This window comes from Methanobacteriaceae archaeon (genome assembly GCA_030656015.1).
Taxonomy (GTDB): Archaea; Methanobacteriota; Methanobacteria; order Methanobacteriales; family Methanobacteriaceae; genus UBA349.
The window spans coordinates 17,485-43,723 of the sequence record JAUSNX010000002.1; the positions used below are offsets into that span (position 1 = coordinate 17,485).

Annotated in this window: 22 protein-coding genes and 1 tRNA gene; 10 read left to right on the plus strand and 13 right to left on the minus strand. The window is 31.3% G+C overall.

Annotated features, from left to right (window positions below):
• The first annotated feature begins 219 nt into the window (after positions 1–219).
• A complete protein-coding gene (locus Q7I96_02780) occupies positions 220–2,994 on the plus strand; it encodes a DUF3578 domain-containing protein (protein ID MDO9626537.1) in 2,775 nt (924 codons plus the stop codon).
• Positions 2,995–2,999: 5 nt separating this feature from the next.
• Complete coding sequence (locus Q7I96_02785; GenBank protein ID MDO9626538.1) at positions 3,000–4,133, plus strand: 5-methylcytosine-specific restriction endonuclease system specificity protein McrC; 1,134 nt, start codon at positions 3,000–3,002, stop codon at positions 4,131–4,133.
• A 321-nt stretch (positions 4,134–4,454) separates the two neighbouring features.
• Here Q7I96_02785 and Q7I96_02790 read toward each other — a convergent pair whose 3' ends face one another.
• From Q7I96_02790 to Q7I96_02800, 3 genes are all read right to left on the minus strand, one after another.
• The gene (locus tag Q7I96_02790; GenBank protein ID MDO9626539.1) at positions 4,455–4,910 is read right to left on the minus strand and encodes a GNAT family N-acetyltransferase; all 456 of its coding nucleotides are present in this window, start codon (positions 4,908–4,910) and stop codon (positions 4,455–4,457) included.
• A gap of 346 nt (positions 4,911–5,256) precedes the next feature.
• Positions 5,257–5,799: a DUF4411 family protein gene (locus tag Q7I96_02795; GenBank protein MDO9626540.1), complete on the minus strand. Its 543-nt coding sequence runs from the start codon at positions 5,797–5,799 to the stop codon at positions 5,257–5,259.
• Positions 5,799–7,010 carry an ImmA/IrrE family metallo-endopeptidase gene (locus Q7I96_02800; protein MDO9626541.1) on the minus strand — a complete coding sequence of 404 codons (1,212 nt, stop codon included), beginning with the start codon at positions 7,008–7,010 and terminating at the stop codon, positions 5,799–5,801. Before Q7I96_02800 ends, Q7I96_02795 begins: the two co-directional genes overlap by 1 nt.
• A gap of 209 nt (positions 7,011–7,219) precedes the next feature.
• Between Q7I96_02800 and Q7I96_02805 the strand changes: the two genes are divergently transcribed.
• Positions 7,220–9,241 (plus strand): hypothetical protein, encoded by a 2,022-nt coding sequence (locus Q7I96_02805; GenBank protein MDO9626542.1) that lies wholly within the window; start codon positions 7,220–7,222, stop codon positions 9,239–9,241.
• Between the two features lie 87 nt (positions 9,242–9,328).
• Here Q7I96_02805 and cysS read toward each other — a convergent pair whose 3' ends face one another.
• Positions 9,329–10,696, minus strand: coding sequence for a cysteine--tRNA ligase (cysS, locus tag Q7I96_02810; protein MDO9626543.1), 1,368 nt, complete (start codon positions 10,694–10,696; stop codon positions 9,329–9,331).
• A gap of 83 nt (positions 10,697–10,779) precedes the next feature.
• A tRNA-Cys gene (locus Q7I96_02815) sits at positions 10,780–10,850 on the minus strand.
• Between the two features lie 226 nt (positions 10,851–11,076).
• Between Q7I96_02815 and Q7I96_02820 the strand changes: the two genes are divergently transcribed.
• The 4 genes from Q7I96_02820 to nifU all read left to right on the plus strand — a co-directional run bounded on the left by Q7I96_02820 (position 11,077) and on the right by nifU (position 15,674).
• Positions 11,077–12,384 carry an O-acetylhomoserine aminocarboxypropyltransferase/cysteine synthase gene (locus tag Q7I96_02820; protein MDO9626544.1) on the plus strand — a complete coding sequence of 436 codons (1,308 nt, stop codon included), beginning with the start codon at positions 11,077–11,079 and terminating at the stop codon, positions 12,382–12,384.
• A 133-nt stretch (positions 12,385–12,517) separates the two neighbouring features.
• Entirely contained in the window at positions 12,518–13,987 is a 1,470-nt protein-coding gene (locus Q7I96_02825; protein MDO9626545.1) for a homoserine O-acetyltransferase, read from the plus strand.
• 130 nt (positions 13,988–14,117) lie between these two features.
• Entirely contained in the window at positions 14,118–15,281 is a 1,164-nt protein-coding gene (nifS, locus tag Q7I96_02830; protein MDO9626546.1) for a cysteine desulfurase NifS, read from the plus strand.
• 9 nt (positions 15,282–15,290) lie between these two features.
• Positions 15,291–15,674 (plus strand): Fe-S cluster assembly scaffold protein NifU, encoded by a 384-nt coding sequence (gene nifU, locus Q7I96_02835; GenBank protein MDO9626547.1) that lies wholly within the window; start codon positions 15,291–15,293, stop codon positions 15,672–15,674.
• A 110-nt stretch (positions 15,675–15,784) separates the two neighbouring features.
• Here the strand turns inward: nifU and Q7I96_02840 are convergent, their stop codons facing one another.
• Together Q7I96_02840 and Q7I96_02845 are read right to left on the minus strand one after the other, a co-directional pair.
• Positions 15,785–16,150 carry a response regulator gene (locus Q7I96_02840; protein MDO9626548.1) on the minus strand — a complete coding sequence of 122 codons (366 nt, stop codon included), beginning with the start codon at positions 16,148–16,150 and terminating at the stop codon, positions 15,785–15,787.
• Positions 16,151–16,284: 134 nt separating this feature from the next.
• Complete coding sequence (locus tag Q7I96_02845) at positions 16,285–16,644, minus strand: VOC family protein (GenBank protein ID MDO9626549.1); 360 nt, start codon at positions 16,642–16,644, stop codon at positions 16,285–16,287.
• A gap of 438 nt (positions 16,645–17,082) precedes the next feature.
• Here Q7I96_02845 and Q7I96_02850 point away from each other — a divergent pair, with 438 nt between their 5' ends.
• The 3 genes from Q7I96_02850 (at position 17,083) to Q7I96_02860 (ending at position 20,338) form a co-directional block, all read left to right on the plus strand.
• Positions 17,083–17,523: an Lrp/AsnC family transcriptional regulator gene (locus Q7I96_02850; GenBank protein MDO9626550.1), complete on the plus strand. Its 441-nt coding sequence runs from the start codon at positions 17,083–17,085 to the stop codon at positions 17,521–17,523.
• Between the two features lie 71 nt (positions 17,524–17,594).
• Positions 17,595–18,845, plus strand: coding sequence for a CBS domain-containing protein (locus Q7I96_02855; GenBank protein MDO9626551.1), 1,251 nt, complete (start codon positions 17,595–17,597; stop codon positions 18,843–18,845).
• 233 nt (positions 18,846–19,078) lie between these two features.
• On the plus strand, positions 19,079–20,338 hold the full coding sequence (locus tag Q7I96_02860; protein ID MDO9626552.1) for an Nramp family divalent metal transporter: 1,260 nt from the start codon (positions 19,079–19,081) through the stop codon (positions 20,336–20,338).
• 112 nt (positions 20,339–20,450) lie between these two features.
• Here the strand turns inward: Q7I96_02860 and Q7I96_02865 are convergent, their stop codons facing one another.
• The 6 genes from Q7I96_02865 to Q7I96_02890 all read right to left on the minus strand — a co-directional run bounded on the left by Q7I96_02865 (position 20,451) and on the right by Q7I96_02890 (position 26,161).
• The gene (locus tag Q7I96_02865; GenBank protein ID MDO9626553.1) at positions 20,451–20,669 is read right to left on the minus strand and encodes a TIGR04165 family Cys-rich peptide; all 219 of its coding nucleotides are present in this window, start codon (positions 20,667–20,669) and stop codon (positions 20,451–20,453) included.
• Positions 20,670–21,421: 752 nt separating this feature from the next.
• A complete protein-coding gene (locus Q7I96_02870; protein ID MDO9626554.1) occupies positions 21,422–22,057 on the minus strand; it encodes a CBS domain-containing protein in 636 nt (211 codons plus the stop codon).
• The gene (locus tag Q7I96_02875; protein MDO9626555.1) at positions 22,047–22,811 is read right to left on the minus strand and encodes a 4Fe-4S binding protein; all 765 of its coding nucleotides are present in this window, start codon (positions 22,809–22,811) and stop codon (positions 22,047–22,049) included. The genes Q7I96_02870 and Q7I96_02875 overlap by 11 nt, the downstream gene beginning before the upstream one ends.
• A gap of 201 nt (positions 22,812–23,012) precedes the next feature.
• Positions 23,013–24,035, minus strand: a complete 1,023-nt coding sequence (locus Q7I96_02880) for a carbohydrate kinase family protein (protein MDO9626556.1) — start codon at positions 24,033–24,035, stop codon at positions 23,013–23,015.
• Between the two features lie 147 nt (positions 24,036–24,182).
• A complete protein-coding gene (locus Q7I96_02885) occupies positions 24,183–25,073 on the minus strand; it encodes a formylmethanofuran--tetrahydromethanopterin N-formyltransferase (protein ID MDO9626557.1) in 891 nt (296 codons plus the stop codon).
• A 53-nt stretch (positions 25,074–25,126) separates the two neighbouring features.
• A complete protein-coding gene (locus Q7I96_02890) occupies positions 25,127–26,161 on the minus strand; it encodes a hypothetical protein (GenBank protein MDO9626558.1) in 1,035 nt (344 codons plus the stop codon).
• Between the last annotated feature and the right edge of the window lie 78 nt (positions 26,162–26,239).

A 26,239-nucleotide genomic window follows, 5' to 3' on the forward strand; every position in this document is an offset into this window, starting at 1 on the left:
TTCTTAAGGTAACAAGCCAACTAGAGTAGTGAATGTTCAGAAAAAAGACTCAAAGAGAATATATTATCAAATCTAATGAATCCGCGACAAACATTAACACTAACTAATCAAAAAATCAGATATTATGTTTAAAAAAATTTAATACTCATTAACAGGTATACTTTTTCATTCCATTATTTTATATCAATGATTAATAAGTAAATAGTAGGGGGAAGTTCCTTGTTATCAGATGATTTTAAAGAAATATTAGATCAATATCCCATAGAGAAGAAAAAAGATATTAAAGACAATCCTTTTGCTTTTAAAATGCGTAAAGATTTTTTAAATGATTTTAGAAATTTTTTAAACCCAATATTGGATCTTGATAAATATAAAATAAAGATATCTCATGGACTGGGTAAATGGGTTGAAACACCATGGGCAGGGATTACAGAGTTCGATAGCTTCAAAGAGGGACTTAATATAGGGTTTACTTTTTTTACCGACAAAAAATTTGTTGCATTACATATTATACAGGGACACAGTAAAATCTCAAATTCAACATTTAGTGATAGAAACAAGGTTCTAGTTGAGATAATCAATCAACATAAAGATTTTGCGAAATTAGAAAGACAAAGTTTTTCAGTTGATAATCCTTTAAACACCGAAGATAGCGGTGTCGTTATAGAGAAATATTATGGATATAATGAACTTAATGATGATGACTTAAAAAAAGATTTGGAATTACTTTTAGAAGTTTATCAAGAATTAAGTCCGAAATATGAAGAAATGATGGGTGGAAAAACAGGTTTTCATAATTTAAATTCGGTTTTGAAATATACAAGTAATATCTCTAATGACCCCAATTTACATGATGGTTCTTATGAATTAGTAAATAAAACAGTCGAGTTTATCGCTAAGGTAAATCCGTCCAAACTTAACGTAAAAGATATGGATTTATTGTATTTAATGACTGTAGGAACATGGACGTGCGGATGGAACTGTAAGGAACTTAGAATTGAAAACAGTAATCTTAAAGAAGACGATAAAATGTCCTTGATTGAAATTTTAAATTCAATCCATGGGAAATTGGAAAACGGAGAATACAATAATTCACAAGATCATGTGGGAATGTTTGGAACTGGATTTAAGACTTTTAAAGGAAAACTGGATGTCGAGGATGCCAGAAAATTTTTAAGTCTGTGTGTAGAACTTCAAGAAACTGATGATGATGAATTAATGTACAAAGAAGCTGAAAAAGTTTTAAGTGGAGGAATTAAAGGTTTAGGTGTTGGCACCGTTTCACAAATTTTGCATTGTTTAAAACCATTCACATTCCCCATAATCAATGGTGCTATGAAAAAAGGCACAACTGTCTATTTTAACTTAGGAATTGAATTAAAAAAGCCTGTCTCAGAAACTAATTATATTGAAAATTCGAAACGAATTAAAAAATTTAAAGATAGTAATTATGGTTTTGTTAAGAATTATCGGGCGTTTGATCTTTTAAATTTTGATAACATTAATGATTTGAAAAACAGCAAAAATGTTTGGTTATTAAGTCCTGGTGAAAACGCAGTTTATTGGGATGAATTTAAAGAAAATAACATAATAACTATCGGTTGGGGAGATTTAGGAGATTTAAACAAATTTGGAGAAGACAAAGAAAAAATTTTAAATGCTCTGGAAAAAAAATATCCCAAGAAAAAAGAAACATACAATGCTTCAAATTCGAATAAAACATCTAAACAAACAAATAACGCAAGAGCTCTTTTAGATTTTTCAAAAGAAATGAAAATAGGAGATTTTGTTTTTATTAAAAAAGGCATAACCACACTTCTAGGTGTAGGGGTTGTAACATCTGATTATAAGTTTTCAGAAGAACCTAAAATTCCAGGAACTGACTATAAAAATTTTCGTGATGTTAAATGGTTGAAAACTGGGGAATTTGATGTTTCACATGCATTTAAATTGGTACTAAAAACTTTAACCAATATTACAAGCTATACTTCTGGGGCCTTTGAAGGATTGCTTTATTATCAGGCTTTAGGAAAATTAATGGATTTTTCAATTGATAATTATGTTAACACCACTATAGAACTTGAAGATGATGATAATAAAGATATTAAATACCGTAAAGAAGATTTTCTACAAGATGTGGTATTTCTAGAAAAAAACTACAATCAATTAGTCAATCTCATAAAAAGAAAGAAAAACATTATTCTTCAAGGTCCTCCAGGTGTTGGGAAGAGTTTTATAGCAAAAAAATTAGCTTATTCCATCATGGGATGTAAGGATGAAACCCGCGTTCAATTCATCCAATTCCATCAAAGCTATTCTTATGAAGATTTTATTCAAGGTTTTCGCCCTCGTGAAGATGGATTTTATTTAAAAAACGGAATTTTCTACAATTTCTGCAGAAAAGCACAAGATGATCAAAATAATGATTATTATTTCATCATTGATGAAATCAACCGGGGAAATATAAGTAAAATCTTTGGTGAACTAATGATGCTCATTGAAGAAGATAAAAGAGGAGAGGAGTTTGCAATGCATTTAACCTACTCTGATAAGGATGAACCTAAATTTTTTATTCCTAACAATGTGTATGTCATTGGAATGATGAATACTGCAGATAGAAGTTTGGCTATGATAGATTATGCTTTAAGAAGAAGATTTGTTTTCTACTCTGTCAATCCACTCTTTGAAGAGGATAATCTATTTAAAAATCATTTGATTAATCTAGGGCTTGAAGAAGAACTAGCTAAAAATATTATATCTCGTTTCAAAACATTAAATCAGAAAATTTCCGAAGATGATAGTTTGGGAGATGGTTTTAAAATTGGCCATAGCTATTTCTGCGGAAAAGGACACGTAAATGATCATAAGTCTGAAGATGATGAAAATTGGTATAGTTCTATAATAAATTATGAGATAGACCCTCTTTTAAAGGAATATTGGTTTGATGATTTAGAAACTGCTCAAGAAGAAATTGATAAACTAAAAATTAATTGATTTTAATGATAATCGAAAGTGGATCAAATAAAAACAGATGGGATGAATTTCAGCCAGATGGAGACATAGTTTCCAGTAAAAATGAGATTCCTATTAAAAATATTTATTATATGCTTAGTTATTCTTATAAAAACCTTAAAATCGATAATAATATTAAAAAAGAGTCTGAACGCTTTGAAAACATATATGAACTCTTATCTCGGGTTTTAATTTCTGGTGCAAATAATCTGATAAAAAGAGGATTTTGTAAAGAGTACCTAACAAAAGATGAAGATACAAACAATATACGCGGGAAAATCAACATAACTAAAACTATAAAAAGACAAACACACACCTATAAAAGATTAAACTGTCTTTACGATGAGTTTAGTGAGGATGTTTTATTTAATTCTATTATAAAAACCACGATTAATAATTTAATCATAATTAAAGATTTAAATAAGGAATTGAAAGGTGAATTAAACAAATTAACTCTATTTTTCGATTCTGTAACCTCAATTGATTTAAACAAACGTGTTTTTGGTTTAATTTTATGGAATAGGAATAATCAACATTATAAGTTACTAATAAATATATGTGAATTGATCTTTAAATTAGAACTTCCTGATGAATCTAAAGATGGAGAAATCCATTTTAAGAACTTCATAAAAAGACATGAGAAAGAAATGGCTAACCTTTTCGAGAATTTTGTATTTAATTACTATAAAAAAGAATTTAAGGATTTAAAAGTTCGTAAATCCCACATAAATTGGTATTTAGATAGTGAATATGAAAATAATTCTAAAAACAACTTACTCCCTACTATGAGAACAGATATTGTTTTAGAAAACAAAGATCTAGAACCTACCAATCCTAAACAGCTTATAATTGATACTAAATTTTACTCAAATATTTTATCTACTTTTCATGAAAAATCTTCCTTAAACTCTGGAAATCTTTATCAAATCTATTCTTATGTAAATAACAGCTTATTTCCTGGTGAAATTAGGGGAATGTTACTTTATGCTGCTCTTGGAGAAGAAATTGATTTAGAGTATAAAATAGGAGAACATATTATATATATAAAAACTCTTAATCTAAATCAAGATTGGGGTGGAATAGATAAAAGATTGAAAGAGATAGCGAATTTAATAGCTTAATAGTTAGCCCCTAATCTGATAGAATTAGATTTCTTTTTGATGATATAAGAAAAGTATTACTGTAAATATACGAGTTAAATAGAAATATAAAAAATAAATTGAATGTGCTATTTTTTTTCTTATCACTGGTTTTTTTTCTCGTGGTTCAAATTTGCATTTGCAACGCATTTTGATTCATCTTTCTCTCCATAAACTTCACTTGCAGAAAAAAAGAAATGGAAAGATATAAAAAAAATGGCCAAAGAGATTAAAAAAACTAGGAAATGAAATGATTGTATTGAATATCCTATCTTTTCTGCTCATTTTAGATTGATCATATCACTACTGCTGGCAATTATAATTTTTTTCCAGATAAACCATGTCCATAAGTTGTACTCCCTCTTCAAACATGGGATGATCATAGTTATCAGTGAAAAAATTCTTGATAACATGTGATTTCTCAAATCCGCAACTTTCATAAAATGACAATATTGAAGGGACATCACCTGTTCCGACTAACATTGTTTTATAGTTGTTTTTATAAAAATCAGAGACGAATTTTATCATGGCCTTGGCATATCCTTTACCTTGATATTTTTCATATGTTGCTATGTTTTTCAATTCACAGGTTTCTCTGTCTATGGCCACAACAACACAAACAGTCTTCAAGTCATCATCAAATAATGCAAACATGTCGCCATTTGCCAAATACCTGTCAATCATATTCTCTTGCTCGTCGGCTAATAGTAACAAGTCAAGGTATTGTTTCTTGTTATCAGTAATCTTTTCTACTCTCATTTTTTTCTCCTTTCAATAAAATGTTACATTAAAAGTTACTCTTTCCTAACAATTAATAAACAACCATAAGGCAAAATATAGTCAGTACATCTATTTATAAAGCATTTCAATATTACTTGCTCTTTTATAATATCCAAAATTAATTTAATGATATCTATATCAATATAAGTAAAAGTTAGATGATGGAATATACATCTACCATGTGATTTAGCGTGGTTTTGGATTTTTAGGCCTGAAATTGAACTTCGTAAATTCCGGTTTAGCGAAGATGTTTTGAATTCAATTTAAATACATAGAACTATAAGAAAAAATAGAATTTAATGAAATATAAAAATGATAAATAGTTTTAACCATGTAGACTTTCTCTTTTAATAAGTTCAAAAAAATCTATGCATTGGAAAGGTACATTATTATCAATATCTTCTGATTCTTTACTATTAATTTTGCAATAAGCTCCTAACTTAGAGCAAATAGTAGGAATTTTATAATTATGTTCTTCAGTAGCATTGAGATTCCAGTCTTCTTGGGTGACAAGTACTATGTTATATGCCATTGCAAATGCTATTAATTGAGGATCTGCCCAAGGTTTATCTTCTTCTGTATTTTTTTCATACCACACTGGAAACTTGGATGAAAGTATATTGGCTGAATTTACTACATTATCATCAAGTTTTTTGAAAATTATATCATTTTCTTCAGGCCAATCCAGCAGTGCTCTTTTAGGATGATTATTCATCTCAGTTTTGACTAATGGAGCTGAAATGATGGCTTCATGAAGTATTAAATCATCAAAATTTTTCCAATGAATAGGAAACGAGTCTTTTTCATATGTATCATATTTTGTTCTTCTTAGAATCACATTAGTATCGACAACATATTTCCATTTCATTAGAACTCCTCCTCATTAAACCGAGTTCTAATTTCATCAACTACTTCTAAAGGAACACCTAAAACCTCAACTAAATCGTCTTTAGATATTAACTGGTCATCATATGCTTTGATAATCGTTTTAGTGAAATAACTACCATTTTTATTTAAAACATTAGTAGCTTTTTGTTTATAAGACAATGCAGGATCTTTTGATTTTTCTTTCTCTTCAGATTCTTTTTTATCATTAGATAAATCTTTAGGTTTCTTGGAAGAGGAGATTCTTGTTTCTTTTCTGCTAATATAAGCATCCCATACTTCTTTTTTATTTTTATATTCTTTTTTGGAAATAAACTTCAAAGTCAGTAATCTTCTAATTATAACTTCTTTACTAACTCTGAAATGTTTAGAAAGAAAATTAATTTTATTATCATCAATTGTTGAGTTTTCACTACTAATAATAAGATTACTTAAAATTTTGGAGGGTACTAAAATTTCAGCAGCAATTTTATTGCAATAAATTTCATCAGGATTTTCTAAATAATATTTATTAAAATTACTTAAACCTTCTTTTTTACTGATTATGTGAGCTAATTCATGAAATAATGTAAATTTTTTACCATTTACATATTCTTTTCCATTAATTCCAATGATTGGAAGTTTATCATGATATAAAGCATAACCCCTAATGTCATCAGGCTCTATTTTGTAAAATTGAAAAACTAATATTCCTAAATTTTCAACTTCTTTAATCCAATGGTTCAAATCCCTTCTTTTCATGTTTGCAGAATTCATGCCTATTTCATTTCTTATAAAATATCCTATTTCAACAGGATCTTTTATATTAATATCTGATAAAGCAAATTTGGGGATTTGATAATCATTTGACTCTTCTTCTAAATGCAATAATTTTTTACGTCTGACTTCCGCACTTCTAAGTTCAAAACTAATTTGGGGAGTAATTTTTACTTTTTTACCATCAAAAGTTCTAAAATCTTGGATAGGTTCCTTTTCAGCAGGTTTGTTAGTATTAAAAAATATCATAGGTGGTCTTTTATAATGTTTAGCGAGATTCACCAAATCATCATATTCGATTTTACCTGTGTTTTCCCATTCTATTATTTGATCGGAACTAACATTCATTTCTTCTGCAATTTTATCAATATCATAGTATGCTGTTTTCCTAGCCCAGACTAACCAATCATTATTTGCTTGAAGTTTTGCTGAGCTCATTTAATCCACATCCATTAATATTATAAAATTTTTAAATTTATCATAATTAATAATATATTTTACAAAAAGTGATATATAACTATTGAAAATGATAATGATTCTAAAACAATTAAAATCGCATATTTTAAATTTTCACTCTATAATATTTATTATAGAATATGCTATTATTTAGATAATAATGATTTTTATATAAATATTGAGGGAAACAATTGCAAAAACATAATTCGATTATAATATTATTTGCCTTAGGTTTAGGATTATTGTGTTTCAGTAATGTTAATTTTGATCATTTAATAACTACTGACTCAACAATTATTTCAGATGTTTTGTCAGCAAGTTTAGCTTTTATCGGTACAGTTATAGCACTGTTTTTTACTTTAATAGCACTACCTATTCAGAACATATTAGGACGATATTCTCAAGATTTGGTAAAAAAAATTACAGGTGATAAAAAACTTAGAGCTTATTTTATAGCTTCTTTAATGATATTTGGATTTAATTTATCTGTCTTTTTGTTTATAAAATCATATTTTGTCATTCCATTAACTGAAATTAAGATATATTTCATATCTTTTAGCTTTACTTTGACATTGCTTTATCTAATTTTATTATTTTTCTATATTAACCGAGTTTACCATCTTTTGGATATTAGAAATACTATAAAAGAAATTTCTAGCGATATTACGAGCATAATGAAAAAAGAAGAGGGTGCTGAAATTAATGATTCTATCGAACAGTCTGTAGATCTCATTTTGGATGTTACACAGAAAGCAATTCAAGAAAATCGTTTTGAAATAGTAGAAAGTGGTTTTAAAGAAATTAGAAATATTATATTAGAATATATTACTATCAATAATGGAGTATTAGGGAACTTTGGAGAAAAATTGTTTGATATAGTCAAAACCAATATAATTATTTCAATAAGCATGGTTTCAAATACAAGTCACCCTAAAATTATAAAATCCATTTCTACTTGTGTTGGAGATATTACACTAGATTCATTAGAAATTAAACGAATTAATAATATTGATGGTTATATTTTCACTGAAGAATGGATCCAAATAATAAAAAATATCCTTATAAGCCCAGAATTAGTTAAAGATACATCCAATATACCTGTAGAATTAATAAATAGGTTAGTTAAAATAGCTGGAAATAGCTTAGACTTAAAAGGATCTATAGGTCAGAAAATCATTGTAGGAAGAGTAATATCTGTTTTGATTGAAGTAAACAAAATTGCAACAATAGACATAGCGAATTTACGTGGAACTGTAATTGCACAAAAAGTAAATAATAGTATAACTTCCATTTTAAATTATATACTAGATAACTATGAAAAGATTGATGATCATAAGGAAATTTTCATAAAGAAGATAATAAACGAGCTTGGTGAAAATCTAAAAATTATTTTTACAGCCCAATCACCGATTGATAATATTGCTTTTTCTCCACTTACAATTGGTGAAAATAACTTTTCAAAATTGTCACAGAAAATACTTGAAATAACTATTAAAGACACGACATTTAATGGATTAATTATCATAAGTGATATTATAACTATTCTAAGTGAAAATATCAATATTACTATTCAAACAAAATATGATCTTGCAATTCAACTCTTAAAAACGAATTATACAATTGGGTTTCGTTTGATTAATTTCTTAGACAATATAAATAATGAAAATTTGAAAAATAGAACTTCTAAATTAATTTCTAACTTATTAACAGTTTTATTTAATAATATGGAAATTTATTTAAATTCTTCTGAAGACAGGATTTATGAAGTAATAGATTTATATTTCTCTTTTATTGGAATAATTTTTGTTAAAGATAGTGATCAATATCTTTCTGAAATTATTCAAGATAATATCTCAAAAACTATAGAATTGTTATCGGATATTCCAGACAAATCTTTGTTAGAACCTTATATTAGGCTTATGGGTGTTTGGATTTTAAAATTTAATCCTGATGACGTTTCTAATCTTGAAAAAATAAAAAATGAAACCATAAAACAAAGCGAATTATTAAAAAATATGTCAGAAAGAGATTTAATTATAATTGGAGGCATAATAGGAATAGCATATCCTGATATGGTAAAAAATAAGGATATTGACCGACCAGACATATCTTATTCGGAAGATAGTCATGATCTGAAGGATTTAGATATTATTAATCAAAAATTATTTAATGAAGAAGATATAGAGAAATTTGAAAATTATTTAGATAACTAAATAAAATTATTTCAAAAAAAAAAATCTTGAAAATAAAAATCTCACTACGTTTTTGAAAATATTGTATTTATAAAATAAAGATTAAATTTATAGATCCTCAACATCAATCCCCAAATCATTCAATCGGCCACGAATATCATCAGATAAATCCCATTCTTTCTTTTCTCTGAGTTTCTGGCGAACATCCTTAATAATATCAAGTAATTCTCCAGAAATATCTCCATCATTAGACTTAACGGCCAAATCAAAGCCCATAATTTCCCCGAATTCATTGAAGAATGAAATTATATCTTTCAATACTTTTTCTGAAGGCCTTTTATCATCAAGGGCCTTATTCAATTCCTTAACAAAATTAAATATATTTGATAAAGCTTCAGGTGTATTAAAGTCATTGTCCATGGATTCCAGGAATTTAGTCTGATATTCTTCTAACAACCCAATAAAATACTCATCATCATTACCAGCAGAACTACCCAATAATTCATTAATCCTTTCCACCGTCTTTTGAATTCTCTTCAAACTCTTAGCGGCCTGTTCCAGCGTCTTCTCACTGAAATCAATAGGACTCCTATAATGAGTAGATAATACAAAGAATCTGAATACCTGGGGATCGTGGTCCTCCAGTAAATCCCGGATGGTGATGAAGTTCCCCAGTGATTTAGACATCTTCTCCCCAGAAACATTTAAAAAGCCAGTGTGCATCCAGTATCTGACCATGGGGCTTTTACCAGAGGCAGCTTCCATCTGAGCTATCTCGGCCTCGTGGTGAGGAAATATTAAATCCAGGCCTCCCCCGTGGATATCGTACTGTGGCCCGAAGTATTCTTCGGTAATGGCCGTATCCTCAATGTGCCAGCCCGGTCTCCCAGTTCCCCAGGGTGAATCCCATAGTGGTTCTTCATCTCGCTTTTTCCACAAGGCGAAATCTCCCGGGTTCTTCTTGGTTTGATCAATATTCACCCGGTGAACATTTAAATCCTCTAAATTACGCCTGGAAAGTTTCCCAAAGTTTTCAAATTTATCCTCATCAAAGTAAACTCCAGTGGAAGTTTCATAAGCAAAGCCCTTTTTAATAAGGGTTTCAATTTGAGTTATGATCTCTTGAACATGATCTGTGGCCCGGGCAAATAAATTAACTCCATTTACTCCTAGGGCTTCCATATCTTCCTGGTATCTCTTTTCAAACTTACGAGCTAATACTTTCGTGTCAGCATCTACCTCAGCAGACCTATTAATAATCTTATCATCAATATCAGTCACATTCTGGAGGTAGAATACAGAATATCCCTTATATTCCAGGTACCGTTTTATCATATCAAAGGAGATGTAGGTACGGCCATGGCCAATATGGGCATCGTCATAGACAGTGGGTCCGCATACAAACAGTTTTACCCGTTGATCGTTCATCGGCTTAAACTCTTCTTTTTCACGGCTCATGGTGTTGTAAATTTTCATTTTTCCCACTCTCTCGATATAAATGATATACTCACTCTTTTAATTAATATAAAATTAGTTTTTAATTATTTAAATATAAAAAAGGCCAAGATTGGGATTTGAACCCAAGTATCATGGTTTGCAGCCATGCACCTCGCCTCTCGGTCATCTTGGCATAATTATCAGATAATACAATTAATTATCTAATGTTAATTATGAATCTCCTACCAAAAATTCTTTTCAGTTGGAATCCAACAAACTAAAGTTAACTATTGTTATATAAATAGTTTTTGATGAAGAATTACAAACCAGATAAGCAAAACATTTATAAATAGAAATAACATAACAATTGTTATAATAGTAAATCTTACTAAATAAAAAAATATAATCCGAGGGATAAAATGACAGGAAAACGGAAATACGGACCTCAAACAATAGAATTACACACTGGACAGGAGACCGCAGATCCTGCTACTGGAGCTAGAGCAGTACCCATATATCAAACTTCATCCTATGTCTTTGAAAATACAGAACATGCTGCTAACTTATTTGCTCTGAAGGAATTTGGGAATATATATAGTAGAATAATGAACCCTACCAATGATGCTTTTGAAAAAAGGATTGCAGCAGTAGAAGGAGGTAATGCAGCATTATCTGTTTCATCAGGAATGGCCGCCATAACTCTGGCCTTGTTAAATATCACTCAGTTAGGTGACGAGATAGTATCTGCCAATAACCTTTATGGAGGAACTTATCAGTTATTTAATTACACTTTCCCCAAATTAGGAAGAAAAGTTAAATTTGTAGATTCCACCAAGCCAGAAGAATTTAAAGAAGCAATTACTCCCAAAACCAGAGCTATTTACGCAGAATCCATTGGTAATCCTAAATTGGACATACCCGACTTTGAAAAATTAGCTGAAATTGCTCATGAAGCAGATATTCCACTGGTGGTGGATAATACCACGGGAGTAGGCCTGGTAAGGCCCATAGAACATGGAGCAGATATTACTGTGCTTTCGGCCACTAAATTTATCGGAGGCCACGGCACTTCCATCGGCGGAGTAATAGTAGATTCCGGTAAATTTAACTGGGGAAATGGCAAATTTCCAGAATTTACCCAACCAGATCCCAGTTATCACGGACTTAAATTTTGGGAAACCTTTAGAGATATTCCCGAAGCAGGAAACATCGCTTACATCACCAAGGCCCGTGTACAACTTTTGAGAGATCTGGGAGCTGCACTGAGTCCGTTTAATGCATTTTTATTTATTCAGGGACTGGAAACCCTGACCTTGAGAGTTCAAAAACACTCTGAAAATGCATTAAAAGTCGCAGAATTCCTTAAAAATCATCCTGACGTGGAATGGGTTAACTACCCTGGTTTAGACGATGATCCTTCTTATGAATTAGCTTCAAAATATTTGAGTGGTGGATATGGGGCCTTAGTAGGTTTTGGAATAAAAGGGGGATTAGAATCCGGGAAAAAATTCATAGAAAGTTTAGAATTGCTCTCTCACCTGGCCAATATCGGCGATGCCAAAAGTCTGGTAATTCATCCTGCGTCTACCACCCACCAGCAGCTTAGTGAAGCAGAAAGAGTTCAAACCGGAGTCACCGATGACTTTATCAGGGTATCTGTGGGACTGGAAAACGTGGAAGACATAATTTATGATATTAATCAGGCCCTGGAAAAAGCGACTGAATGATTAAGTAATTATCCACTAATTCATTCCATTTTTTGTATTTTTGATTAATCACTTGAAAAAAATGGCTAAAATAAAAAATAATTTAATAAATGCAGCCTAATATTTAGATATGCATCTGGTAAAGAGGAAGAATATGAAAAAAGAATCCGTGGGATTGGTAGAAACAAAATACTTTAATCTACCTGATGAACTTGATCTGGAAAGTGGTAAAAAGATCAAAAACATTACTTTAGCCTATGAAACCTATGGTAAATTAAATAAAAATAGAAACAACGCTATTTTAGTTTGCCATGCCCTTACCGGAGATGCTCATGCCGCAGGTTGGCATGAAGGGGATCGGAAGGCAGGATGGTGGGATATAATTATTGGTCCCGGTAAATGTCTGGACACTGAAAAATATTTCATAATTTGTTCCAATGTTCTGGGTGGATGTAAGGGTTCTACCGGGCCAGCATCAATTAATCCTCAAACAAAAAAACCATATGGTTTGGATTTTCCTTTGATAACTATTAAAGACATGATCAATGCTCAAAAAGAGCTCATTGATTATTTAGAAATAGAAAAATTATTGGCAGTTATTGGAGGATCCATGGGAGGCCTTCAAGTTTTACAATGGTGTGTATCATATCCCGAAATGGTTAAAATGGGAATTCCCATAGCAACAACTGCACTGTCATCTCCTCAGCAAATTGCATTTAATGAAGTAGGTAGAAGAGCCATCATATCCGATCCGGAATGGAATGAAGGAGATTACTACCATAAAAATGCTCCCAAAAATGGTTTAAGTCTGGCCAGGATGATTGGACATATAACTTATCTCTCTTCAGAATCTATGTATCAGAAATTTGGCCGTAGGCTTCAGGACAAGGAAGAATACAGTTTTGATTTTGATCTGGATTTTGAGGTGGAAAGTTACCTCCACTACCAGGGCGAATCATTTGTAAAGAGGTTTGATGCAAATTCATATCTTTATATTACAAAAGCTGTGGATTATTTTGATTTAACCAGTAATGGTTCACTGGCCGAAGGTTTAAAAAATATTAAAGCCAAAATAATGGTTATCTCTGTTGATTCTGACTGGTTATACACCCCAGAAGAGTCAGAAGAAATAGTTATGGCATTAAACGCTAATGAAATAGATGTTAGTTACTTTGAAATTAAATCTCCCTATGGACATGATGCTTTTTTACTAGAATCAGGCCAATTAAATTATATAATTGGCGGTTTTCTATCAGATATGGTGGTTCAGGACGTTATGGCAGATGAAATACCACTAATTCATGAAGAATCAACCATTGAAGATGCCGCTAATTTAATGATGGATTGTAAAGTTACCCATTTACCTGTGGTATCAAATGACAAGATATTAATCGGAATTGTGACTGCATGGGACATATCAAAAGCTGTAGCCCTTAAATGCAGTAATTTAGAGCAGATAATGACTCGAGAGGTTATTGTATGTCAAGCAGATGAACCTATAGAAAAAGCTGCTGAGAAGATGAAAAAATATAATATATCCTCACTTCCGGTGGTTGATGAAGATCAGAAAATTAAGGGAATCATTACTACTGATCAGATTAGTACACTTATCACTAAACACTGATTAATTCTAAAATTTCTTAGTCTGAAACATTATATGAATCTCATACAAAATATATAACCTATTAAATGTCATAAAACATAATTTAAACTAATTAATTTAACAATTTGAATTAGGAGATAATGATATTATGATTTATATGGATAACTCAGCCACTTCACACTTAGATCCTGAAGTTCTAAGAGAAATGGAACCATTTTTAAAAGAAGAATTTGGTAATGCATCTACTTTCTATTCTCTAGGTAGAGATGCACGTAAAGCATTAGAAATCGCCAGAGAAAATGTTGCCGCACTAATAGGGGCCAGCCCACAGGAAATAATATTCACCAGTGGAGGTACTGAGTCCGATAACATGGCCATAAAAGGAACTGCTTATAAGTGGAAAAGTAAAGGAAAGCACATAATTACCAGTGTTATTGAGCATCCCGCTGTCAGAGAAACTTGTAAATACCTGGAAACACAGGGTTTTGAAGTTACTTATCTTCCGGTTTATGAGGAAGGAATAGTTAGAGTTTCTGATGTGGAAGCTGCCATAAGGGATGATACTATCCTTATCACTATAATGCACGCCAACAATGAGATTGGAACTATTCAACCCATTGCTGAAATTGGAAAAATAGCCCGAGAAAAAGGAATTTACTTCCACACCGATGCGGTGCAAAGTGTTGGTAAAATACCGGTGGATGTTGCTGAATTAAATGTAGACCTTTTATCATTATCTGCCCATAAATTGAATGGGCCAAAAGGTATTGGTGCCATTTATATAAGAAAAGGAATAGTTCTAGAGCCTTTAATTCACGGTGGAGGTCATGAGCGAGGTATTAGGCCGGGAACTGAAAATATTCCCAGTATAGTTGGATTAGGAAAAGCATGCTCTCTGGCCAATTCTAATTTAGAAGAAAACAGGGTTTATATCAGTAAATTAAGGGATTCATTAATTGATGGTGTTCTGGAGAATATTGAAGAGTCTTACCTTAATGGTGATAGAACCAATAGACTACCAAATAATGCTCATTTCAGATTCACTGGGATAGAAGGAGAATCACTAGTATTACATCTTGATTCTAAAAACATTGCTGCTTCTACCGGTTCTGCATGTTCTTCTAAGAATTTAGAGCCTTCACACGTTTTAATGGCTTTAGGATTGGAAGAAGTTGCAGCTCATGGATCACTTAGATTAACTTTGGGCAAAGAAAATAAACCGGAAGACATACCATATACTATAACATCTATTAAAGAAGCTGTTGAAACTCTGCGGAAATTATCACCCCTATGGTGTAGTGCAGAGAATTTATGAGGTGAAATAATGTATACTGACAAAGTAATGGATCATTTCTCTAATCCCAGAAACGTGGGAGATATTCCTGATGCAAGCGGTGAGGGAACCGTGGGAAATCCTACATGTGGTGATTTAATGACTATTTACATCAAAGTTAAAGACGATGTAATTGAAGACATTAAATTTAAAACCTTTGGCTGTGGTGCAGCTATTGCTACCAGCAGTATGGTAACTGAACTGGCCATGGGCAAAAACGTGGATGAAGCCTTAAAAATAACCCGAAACGATGTGGCCGATGCTCTGGAAGGTTTACCACCAGTTAAAATGCATTGTTCCAATTTGGCCGCCGATGCCTTGCAGGCTGCTATTGAAGATTATAAGAAGAAAAAGGCCGAAAAGAAAAAAGAATAATAATTTTTAATTTCTTTTCTTTAATTTTAATTTTTTTAAAATACCTTATTTAAATTCTATTAATTAAATGGATTTAATAACTGTGAATCACATTTTTATATCCGAATATTCTATTTATGATCCGAAATAGCTCTGGAGATAGCATATTCTAGATGTTCCTTCTTTATAGGTTTACTTAAAACAATAGCGTCTTCTGATAGTTGTAAAGATTTATTTAAGCAATTTTTAATAAAAACAGTTATGAATATTATTGGAATTTTATAAAGATTTTCTATTTTATGGGCCGCTTCTACACCACTCATGGGGCATTTCAATTTTATATTGATTAAAATTAGATCTGGATTTAAATTTCCGGCATATTGAATTGCCTCTTCTCCACTGGAAGCTACAGCTATCACATTATGGCCTAAATTTCCTAAAATGGTTTTTAAATCCAAAATAGTGCTAGATTCAGTTTCAGCAATTAAAATATTCATGAAAATCAACACATTTTCCTATAGCGATTAATAATTATTAATATTTTATATTTACTATTATTTTTATAGATATTAATTTAAAAAGATGCAAATATTTCAGAATAATAAAAAAATTAATAACTATTTCAATTGAGCTATTCCATAATCGGCTCCATAATAACTGAAACATTACCCTCAGTATCCTCAAAGGCGGCCATTACCCCAATTCCAGGAACAATCATTTTCTCAGTGATCATGGTACCACCATTCTTTTGAATTTTCTCAGCAAATTTATCAAAAGAATCAACAGCAATGGTGTTTTTAACAATATCACCCATTTCTTTAGTCATTAAGGCCCCATCGATTCCAGGTTCACCTTCTTCACCGGTTTTTATTAACCAGTAATCAAATGGTCCATCCCATTTTGTTATTTCCCATCCAAACACATCTTCATAGAATTTTATGGCCCTTTCTGGATTATCTACAGGTATTTCAAAATGAATTACTCTATTCATATAATCACTCCTTTTTAACTTCCATTGTATATATTTGAATTTATGAGATATAATTTTATGAGACCTATAATTCCTTAAAAAATGAATATTAATATTTTTTAAAAAATTGTAAAAAATAGGCCTAGCTTATATTTATTTTTAGATTTCCTTATTTACACAATAGATGCTCTACTCATGATTTTAATGGATAATTAATTCATTTTAAAGGAATTTACTCTAAAATAGGTTTATTTTGATTCCCTAGTATTGCATGAGAATATGCATATGTGGTGATTATCACCCAAATACTAAAAATTTCTCAAAATAAAAATTTTATTTGGTAAATTTCCTAATAAATAAAAAAATATTGGTAATCTTCCCATATATTTATATATTAATAGTAGGATACTAAGTTTAATTATAAAAATTTAGAAAATTTAATAAATATGGTGAAATTAAATGGATGAGATAGATTCGGATATAATTCGCTCCCTGATGAAAAATTCTAGGATAACCCTCTCCCAAATGTCAAAAGACATAGACGTGCCGGATGCCACAATTTCCAACCGACTGAAAAAGCTGGAAAATGATGCTATAAAACAATATACTGTAATTTTAGATCAAAACAAACTAGGTTTAACAGTTACGGCTATTATAATTATTCAAACAGAATCAGAAAAGCATGGAAATGTTGAAATTGAACTATCTAAGCTCGCAGAAGTGTCAGAAGTTTATAGTATTTCTGGAGAATATGATATTCTTATTAAAGTCTGGGCCCAGGATCTAGAAGAGCTTAATAAGATAGTAAACAGTAAAATTCGTTCGGTAGATGGAGTAGAAGACTTAACTGAAATGATTGTAATGGAAAGAGTTAAAGAAACCATGACTCCGCCGTTTTAATTAAATCTAGCCATATTATATCCATTCATATTATAAATCATTATAAATAATCAATATAATCAAAAAAGGAGGTGAACGGCTTGTACATAAGTGAGTTTATTAAAAAACCAGTCATTACCCCAGATGGTGCTGAAATTGGAAAATTAAAAGACGTGATAGTCTCACCACTTCACTCATACCCCATAATTAAAGCCCTTACAATAAATACTTCTGATAAAAAATTAATGAATATATCCTGGAAATATGTGGATAATATAAATAAAGAAATAATCCTTAAATCTGATTTAAATCAATTAAAAGAATACGAATTAAAAAAGCATGAAATATATCTTTTTAAAGATGTCATTGATAGACAAGTAGTAGATATTGAGGATAAAAAAGTCAGACGAGTGAATGATCTTAAAATATCACCTACTAATGGCCATTATCATGTAATTGGCGTTGATATTGGATTCAGCGGCATATTAAGAAGATTAGGCTTGGAAAAAATTACTAAACCACTGGGCATTAGTTCAAGCGAAGACCTCATCTCCTGGGAAGATATTGACACTTTAAAAAGTGATTATTCAAAACTTAAATTAAAAGTTCCTAAACAAAATATAAAAAAGCTCCACCCGGCAGATATGGCCGAAATTATGGACCAATTAGGCCTAAACGAATCATTAACCATTTTAAATTCATTGGATGATGAATCTGCAGCAGACGCTTTAGAGGAAATTTCCCCGGAAAGACAAGTATCTTTACTGGAAGGGATGGAAAGTAAACGTGCTGCAGAAATTCTGGATGAAATGTCTCCTGATGATGCTGCAGATGTTTTAGCAGATTTAACAGAAGAAAAAGCTGAAGAATTACTGGATTTAATGGAACCTGAAGAATCTAAAGATTTGAGGGAGTTATTAGAATATCCTGAAAACACCGCCGGTGGAATAATGACCACCGAATTTGCAGAAGTAAATCAGAAATTAACTGCCGGTGAAGTAATGAATTCACTCCGTGAGATTGCTAAAGATGTAGAAACAATTTATTATATCTATGTAGTTTCTAAAGATGAAGATCTGGTGGGAGTAACTTCCATAAGAGATATTCTATTAGTAGATCCAGAAACCCCGGTTGCTGATTTTATGCACACTAACATCATCAAAGTGGATGTGATGGAAGATCAACATGATGTGGCCCAACAAATTGCTAAATACAATTTGATAGCTCTACCCGTTGTGGAAAATGAAAGTAAATTAAAGGGTATTATTACTGTAGATGATGCCATAGATATTGTTCTTCCCACCGCATGGAAAAAAAGAGTTCCCAGGATGTTTGGAAGATAAATAATAATTTTCAATTAAATTTTTAATATGGATTTAAAATAAATTAAAGTTGATTTAACGATTTAATTCCAGTTATAGTTTAATAGTTATAGTATAATTATAGCCCATAAGGTCTTTTTAACCTAATATCCTCCTGATTTAATAATAATTTAAAAAATAGTCATTATCCTTAATTTTTTAAATTAATTTCAACTGATTAAATTAATAATAAACTAATAATAGCCGTGATAACTATGGATTTCCGTATTTTTAGCCGTAAGATTCTTAAAAATCCTTTCATTATCAGCTTTATAATTTTTCTCTCAGTGATGGGACCCGGTATAATTACTGCAAACGTGGATAATGATGCTGGAGGAATAACCACATATTCACTGGCCGGTTCACAGTTTGGTTATAGTTTATTATGGCTATTTGTTCCCATGATAATAGCATTAGCTGTTATTCAAGAAATGGGAGTGAGAATGGGTATTGTAACGGGTAAAGGATTGGCTGATCTAATTCGTGAGAAGGTAGGGGTTAAATTCACATTCTTAATGATGATAGCTCTTCTACTTGCCAATTTTGGTAATGTATTGGCTGAATTTTCAGGAATTGCAGTGAGTACTGGAATTTTTGGTATACCTCGAGTTATAGCCTTACCCCTGGCCGCACTATTTGTATGGCTTTTGGTAGTAAAAGGAACTTATAAAAGTGTGGAAAAAATCTTTTTGTTAGCTTCTGCTCTTTATATTTCATACATCATTGCTGGATTTCTAGCCCAGCCCAACTGGGGATTTGCTGCCCAAAGTTTGATAATACCCCAGGTAACCCTTAGTACTGCATATATAACCATGGTAATAGGAATGGTAGGTACTACTATTGCTCCCTGGATGATGTTCTATCTCCAATCCTCCGTGGTAGAAAAAGGAATTAGTTTAAAAAACCTGAAATATTCTAAAGCAGACGCGGTTATTGGAGCTATTGTAGTTAATATTGTGGCTTTTTTCATAGTTTTGGCCTGTGCTGCAACCATATTTAGTAGTGGAATAGAAGTAAACGATGTTGCAGATGTTTCAAAAGCACTGGTTCCTCTCGCCGGGCAATATGCTAGTATACTATTTGCCTTTGGTTTTTTAAATGCTTCTTTATTTGCAGCCAGTATATTGCCTCTTTCTACGGCATATTATGTTTGTGAAAGTTTAGGTTTTGAAGCTGGAGTTTCTAAAAGCTTCCGGGAAGCACCCATCTTTCATGGATTATATCTGGGATTGATAATATTAGCCGTTATAATAATCATGATTCCTAATGTGCCTTTATTATCCATTCTTTATCTTTCCCAAGTAGCTAATGGATTGCTTCTACCATTTGTATTGATATTAATGCTTTTAATCATTAATGACAAAACAATTATGGGTGAACATGTTAATTCCCGATTATTTAACTTCATTTCCATTGCTACTGTTTTAATTGTAATGGGCCTTAGTGTCGGACTGGTAATAAGTATGATAATCTAGAATTAATTATTTTATTCTAGTAGTTTTTCAAATCCAGTTAAAATTAGTATTAAATCAGGCTTAACTAAATTAAAAATATTAAAAAGTAGCACCTAAATAAATAAAATATATATTATACCCGCGTCTTTTTGACTTCAACTGGCATCTTACTATTCTCACATATTTCAAATACATGGCCACATTCACCACATTTAACAATTCCCACCGAACCTTGTGGTATATGTGGAATATAAAAAGCATCTTCACTGGAATTGGAATTCCTTCTTCGGGATATTCTTTTATCTTTGCAACCACATTCTGGACATTCTTGATTTAGATTTTCGCATTTCATTTTATTTTCCCCAACCAATTATAATTTTAATAAATTCACTAACTAAAAATTAGTTCGTGTCTTATCGAATGTACTATATTATACGAACAATAGTATTTAAAGTTTACTCTTTGTAAAAAAATGAGTAAATAATCATTAAAATAATAGGAAATTTTGAAAAGAAAAAATAATAAAAAAAATAATAAAAGATAATAAAAAGAGTTTAAAAGAGAAAAAATAAAAACATGCCCATCATTAGTTCCATTAATTACTAATCTTAATATTAGTTTCTTATTTAATGATATTTTCCATATCTTATTTCTTAAAACTAAAAAAACCGCCCAAATAGGCCAGTGCATCTATATGTCATTGATTAAATACCAATGTTTTGAATACATTAATAGCATCAATTTTGACTCAAATAGCAAGCATCTAAGTTCGCTAAACTCGACTATAACGAATATATGATTAAAATCAATTTTTTATCAATGTTTTGATTTTATTTGATTAGTTAAAATTACTAAAAAAATATTTTAGATGTTTTATAATTAATTTTCAAGTATTTATTATCAGGAAAATTTTTTTGTAAATATTTATGAATAAAATTCTGATAATAAAAAGAAATCTAAAAAAATAATTTTTAATTTTATATTTTTATTCTAAAAAAAAAGAATTGATAAAAATCTAAAGAAAAATAAAAAAATAACAAATCAAAAATGATTTTAAATAAAAAAAATAAGAAATAGAAAAAATAAGAAATAGAAAAAATTAAGCTATTTACGTGCCCTGGCAACTTTACGGGCAATAACCATTTCCCCTATAGCAATTAAACCAACAAAGAATTTTTCTAAACCACCAGTGGCCCAAATTGCTTCTCCAAAGGTAGCATCTTTGATATTTTTTTCATATTCTTGAGGTTTAATACGTTTACCAGTTCTACGACGAGTAACAATAGCAGAAGCTTCCATAAGTTCGTCCCAGCTAACACCTTTCAATTCCTGTTCCATGGCCTCAAATATTTTGGAAACCTTAATTTCATAAAGCTGAGAAAGAGTTTCTACGATATCAAAAGATCTTACAACACCCATAACTACATCATTATCATCAATAACGGGTATACTAACTAATTTATGGTGGGAAGTCTCCAGAACAGCCAATCGAGCAGGATCATTTTCATGGACATGAACAATATCATCTTTGGGATGCATAATATCCGAAACAGTTTTTAAATTTTCTCTTAATCCTCTCGTAACATCCAGTGATGTAATCCATCCCACTAAATGGTTTTCACTATCAACCACCGGTGTAGTGAACTTTTTATGTTTTTCCATTTTAATAGAAACTTCTATCAAACCTTGATTAGGGGCTACATCAATAAATTCCTTGTCCATAATCTCCTTAACTTTCATGGGCCATCCTCTCCAGTTTTAAAGCGTTTACCGGACATTTTGTCGAGCAAACATCACATAATATACATTTATCTTTATCAAGAACAACTTCGCCATCTTCTAATTTAATGGCCATTGTAGGGCAATTTTCTTCACAAATTAAACATTCCACACAAGTATCCTGATTAATTAGTAATTCCTTGGTTTCAATAACAGGTCCAATTTTCCTTTCCAGGTTTATGGCCTGTTGTGGACATACACTGGCACAAGAGCCACATCCCACACACAATTTTTTGTTTATCTCTGCCGGAAGCTCATTTTCTACAGTGATAGCTTGAGTAGGGCATAATTTAACGCAGGTCTCACAGGAAGTACACTTTTCAGGTGATACTTCAATATTTTTCATGCGAATAACTCTATGAGGAACATTAATGCTTTCCAGCCTATAGTCGATTTGATCATCAACAGCAGCCGTGGTTTTTAAAACATTAATACAACGTACTGGGCAGGTTTGAGCACATATTTCACATTTAACACAATTATTAAGTATTTTAGCAGGCTTTATGGTATTAGCCATTTCAATTGCATCAACCGGGCATTCTTGAGCACATAGATTACAGCGGACACATCGGGGAGAAATATTAATGAATTTATCTGAAAGAGAACATTTCTCGATTTCAACCTCAAAATCCTCAACATATTCTTCTAAATCAGCTGATTTTAAGGCAACCTCTTTTTGCAGGTCTCCAACTTTCTTTTTAAAACTTATATCCATAATCAAACCTCTGGACTAAAATAATTGCGAAATATTTTGTATATATAACTGTAAGGGATAACTATTATAATTTAATTATAATTTAACTTAATTTTATTTATTAATATCCAATTTTAAATGAACTTTATTGAATTCTTCTTGATTAAACAAAATTATTTTAATTCATTAATGTTTCAATTAAATATGCATAGTTTTAACTTATTAATTCTTTTCATATTTTTCTAGGTCAATGTTAGAAATTGAGGGCAGGCCATAAGTAGCTCCGGTACACTCCACACATTTTGAGGCCACCAAATTTCCAAATTCACATGATTTTTCCAGTGAAAAATCATTAATTTGAGCATATAAAAAGCCAGCATTAAATGAATCTCCAGCACCAGTAGTATCAATACATTTCACATCAAAACAGGGCACAAAAACCTCTTGAGATCCATCAAAGGCAAAAGATCCTTTATCTCCCATTTTAACCACTATAGTATCAATACCTAGGTCCGTAAAAATGTCAAATGATTTAATTAAATTAGATTTATCATTAGACTCTTTATCAAGATTAGATAATAAATCAAAGTTATTTAAATTAGATTTAATGTTAGAATCAGTTTTATCATTTTCACTGGCCAACATTATCTTTAATTCTGCTTGATTAATTAGCAAAATATCAGTTCGATTTAAAATCTTTTTTAAAGCATTAAATCCTTTTTCAGCATAGATTCTGCCGGGATCAAAGCTCACTATGACTTCATCTGGGATTTGGGACAATAAATCTTCCTGGGCCTTAAAAGAATTACCAACAAAGGAACTTAAATGAATAATTTTAGTTTTAGATGCATAGTCAATATCAATTTGATCAATGCTTATTTCATCATTAATTCCAGGCTCAACATATAGTGCTCGGTCACCTTTTTTATCTACAAAACCCATGACCCGGCCACTTCTACCTTTTGGTGAGATAATAAGGCCATTTACATCAACACCTTCCTGGATTAAATTTTGATGAAGTAAATCTCCCTCACCATCAGAAGCTAATTTACCAACAAAACCTGTTTTAAGGCCTAAACGTGAAGCCCCTATAATTGTATTAGCAGCAGAACCACCACAAGACTCCTGGAATCCATGGATAAAGCTTTCTTCGTCAGGACCGGCAATTTTATCTACCAGGTGGAGTTGGTCCATATTAAGGGCTCCAAAGCCAATAATATCCATTTGATCGTTTTTATTTGTCATAATTGTCTTTTAATAGTTTAAATTTGTTAAACAAAGATTTAATCTATTTTAATAATTTTACTGATTTAATTTATGATTCAATTTACACATTGATTTAATATGAATGATTTATGAAATTGATCTTTTTAATAAATATAAATTGATAAATTAAAAAAGATCTTTTAAATTAAGTTTATATTTACCTAATTGGCCATTATAATTGCCGGCAGAGATTTTAGTAACACCATCTACTTCACAGGCCGCTTCAATACCTACTTTCATGGCTTTTTTTACACTTTCCATGTCCAGCCCATTAATAACTATTTCTGGAATGAAATTTGCATTTTCAGGTACTAAAGACTGTTCTTTGAGTTTGGGCCTTAGTGAAGGACAATAAGGGTGATTAGTTGTAGGGCCAATCCAGGGATAATTAGTTTCAGGTTTAGAAGCCGCTGAACAAATATCAAATGGTGTTATAATTCCTTCAACTTCTTTAATGGCCTCCAATGCCCTTTGGCCTGCTTCAATTACCGCTTCTCTGGTCTGGCACATGTACCAAAAATTGGCACCCATGAAACCTGTTTTATATCCTAATTTACTCTCAATTTTAAAGTCAGGAATAGCAATAGGAACTATAATCATATTACGACCATATAATTCTTCTTCCCATTCATAACCATCACCACAATGGCCTACTTGTTTCATCATGCCTATGAAACCATCGGCATCAGGAGTGGCATTGAACATAGAAGTAAATGGTTTTACCAGTATATCTTGGCGAATTCTATAGGATAATTCTACTTCAAATTTCTCCATATCATCTAATCCAAACCAGAATTGTAATATGGCACCATTTCTACCATCAGGAGTTTTAGATGAATCAATGAATGATTCTAAACCACCTTCAACTCTTCCAATAACTGCACCTGGAGTGGAAGTTGCATCATAGGCAGCTCTTTCAATGATTTGATCATTATCCCCAGTTATAATGGCCCTTACGCAAGTCCCATCAAAAATCTCACAGTAAGTATCCTCAATTTCTATTCCATTAATTTCCATTATTTTATCTCCAAAGCATCCCATATTCAATAAACTATTATTCCAGAATTAAATTATCCTAATCCACCAATAGATTCTCCTCTAAGTTCTTTTCGACATATTAAACTTTTTTTGATGAGTTCTTTCCGGTTTTCATCATTAATTAATTCAATTATAGGTAAATCTGAACCAAATATTTCTTTAAATTGTTCCAAAAGCTGGAAACTTACCCTGAAGTTGGCCAATGCTCGTTGAGGATCTATGACATAACCTTCCACGAATCTTCTTACATACTCGCTATTGAATTTAGAATGTAGATCAATTAATAGGGAGGTAGCCATGGTATTTTTGGATATTATAGCAATATCTGCAGCATTGATGGCATATTCATTACCATTAAATGAAACTGAAACTCCATGATTTTCCTTTGCAAATTTTAAGGGCTCCACATCAGTAATGCTGTCACCAACGTACATGACACTATCTGCGGAGGCATCATTCTTTTTTAAAATATCTTCAACAGCCAGTTTTTTCCCTTCTCCTCCCACAGTTTTTACATCACACAGTATTTTACCAATTTCCATTTGGGGAAGCTCTTCAGAGAAGATTTTATCCATGGTTTCAAAATCAGCACCATTAACTATTAGGTCCTTGATTTCCATCAATCTTTGCTTTTCGGTAGGTGAAAGAACATGTTTATCCAGATCAGCTTGAGTAAAATATGTATTTTTAAAGGAGAATCCAGTTAAATCACATAGTGCATTAATATACTGACCATAACTGGTGCTTACTATAAATGAAGGCATGGTAGATTCAACATAAGACATGGTTTCAGTAGCACCAGGAACCATCATGACATTTTCTCGAGAAAAATCAATGATTTTTTGGTTATCCACACCATATGCTTTTAAAAAAGGAATAATCAATTTAAGAGTGTCACCCGCATTATAACCTGGCCTTTTTACTTCTTCTACCAGTACATCATCATAATGGCTGACTTCTGAGAAGAATTTTTCTCCATCAGGGATGAAATGGCCCGCTAATTCAAATGCATTGTCATTAACAGACAAAGGTCCTTCACAATCAGTAATAAATATTTTTTTTGGCAAAGTGCCTCCTCCCAGGGAATATTGTAAATAAAATTATAAAATTTCTTATAAAGTTAAATGTAATCCAATTAAAATGTT

Bases quoted from the DNA above. Each gene is read 5' to 3' on its own strand.
- Q7I96_02785 (MDO9626538.1), top strand. From the start codon at position 3,000: ATGATAATCGAAAGTGGATCAAATAAAAACAGATGGGATGAATTTCAG.
- Q7I96_02790 (MDO9626539.1), bottom strand. From the start codon at position 4,910: ATGAGAGTAGAAAAGATTACTGATAACAAGAAACAATACCTTGACTTG.
- Q7I96_02795 (MDO9626540.1), bottom strand. From the start codon at position 5,799: ATGAAATGGAAATATGTTGTCGATACTAATGTGATTCTAAGAAGAACA.
- Q7I96_02800 (MDO9626541.1), bottom strand. From the start codon at position 7,010: ATGAGCTCAGCAAAACTTCAAGCAAATAATGATTGGTTAGTCTGGGCT.
- cysS (MDO9626543.1), bottom strand. From the start codon at position 10,696: ATGAAAATTTACAACACCATGAGCCGTGAAAAAGAAGAGTTTAAGCCG.
- Q7I96_02820 (MDO9626544.1), top strand. From the start codon at position 11,077: ATGACAGGAAAACGGAAATACGGACCTCAAACAATAGAATTACACACT.
- Q7I96_02825 (MDO9626545.1), top strand. From the start codon at position 12,518: ATGAAAAAAGAATCCGTGGGATTGGTAGAAACAAAATACTTTAATCTA.
- nifU (MDO9626547.1), top strand. From the start codon at position 15,291: ATGTATACTGACAAAGTAATGGATCATTTCTCTAATCCCAGAAACGTG.
- Q7I96_02840 (MDO9626548.1), bottom strand. From the start codon at position 16,150: ATGAATATTTTAATTGCTGAAACTGAATCTAGCACTATTTTGGATTTA.
- Q7I96_02845 (MDO9626549.1), bottom strand. From the start codon at position 16,644: ATGAATAGAGTAATTCATTTTGAAATACCTGTAGATAATCCAGAAAGG.
- Q7I96_02850 (MDO9626550.1), top strand. From the start codon at position 17,083: ATGGATGAGATAGATTCGGATATAATTCGCTCCCTGATGAAAAATTCT.
- Q7I96_02860 (MDO9626552.1), top strand. From the start codon at position 19,079: ATGGATTTCCGTATTTTTAGCCGTAAGATTCTTAAAAATCCTTTCATT.
- Q7I96_02865 (MDO9626553.1), bottom strand. From the start codon at position 20,669: ATGAAATGCGAAAATCTAAATCAAGAATGTCCAGAATGTGGTTGCAAA.
- Q7I96_02870 (MDO9626554.1), bottom strand. From the start codon at position 22,057: ATGAAAGTTAAGGAGATTATGGACAAGGAATTTATTGATGTAGCCCCT.
- Q7I96_02875 (MDO9626555.1), bottom strand. From the start codon at position 22,811: ATGGATATAAGTTTTAAAAAGAAAGTTGGAGACCTGCAAAAAGAGGTT.
- Q7I96_02880 (MDO9626556.1), bottom strand. From the start codon at position 24,035: ATGACAAATAAAAACGATCAAATGGATATTATTGGCTTTGGAGCCCTT.
- Q7I96_02885 (MDO9626557.1), bottom strand. From the start codon at position 25,073: ATGGAAATTAATGGAATAGAAATTGAGGATACTTACTGTGAGATTTTT.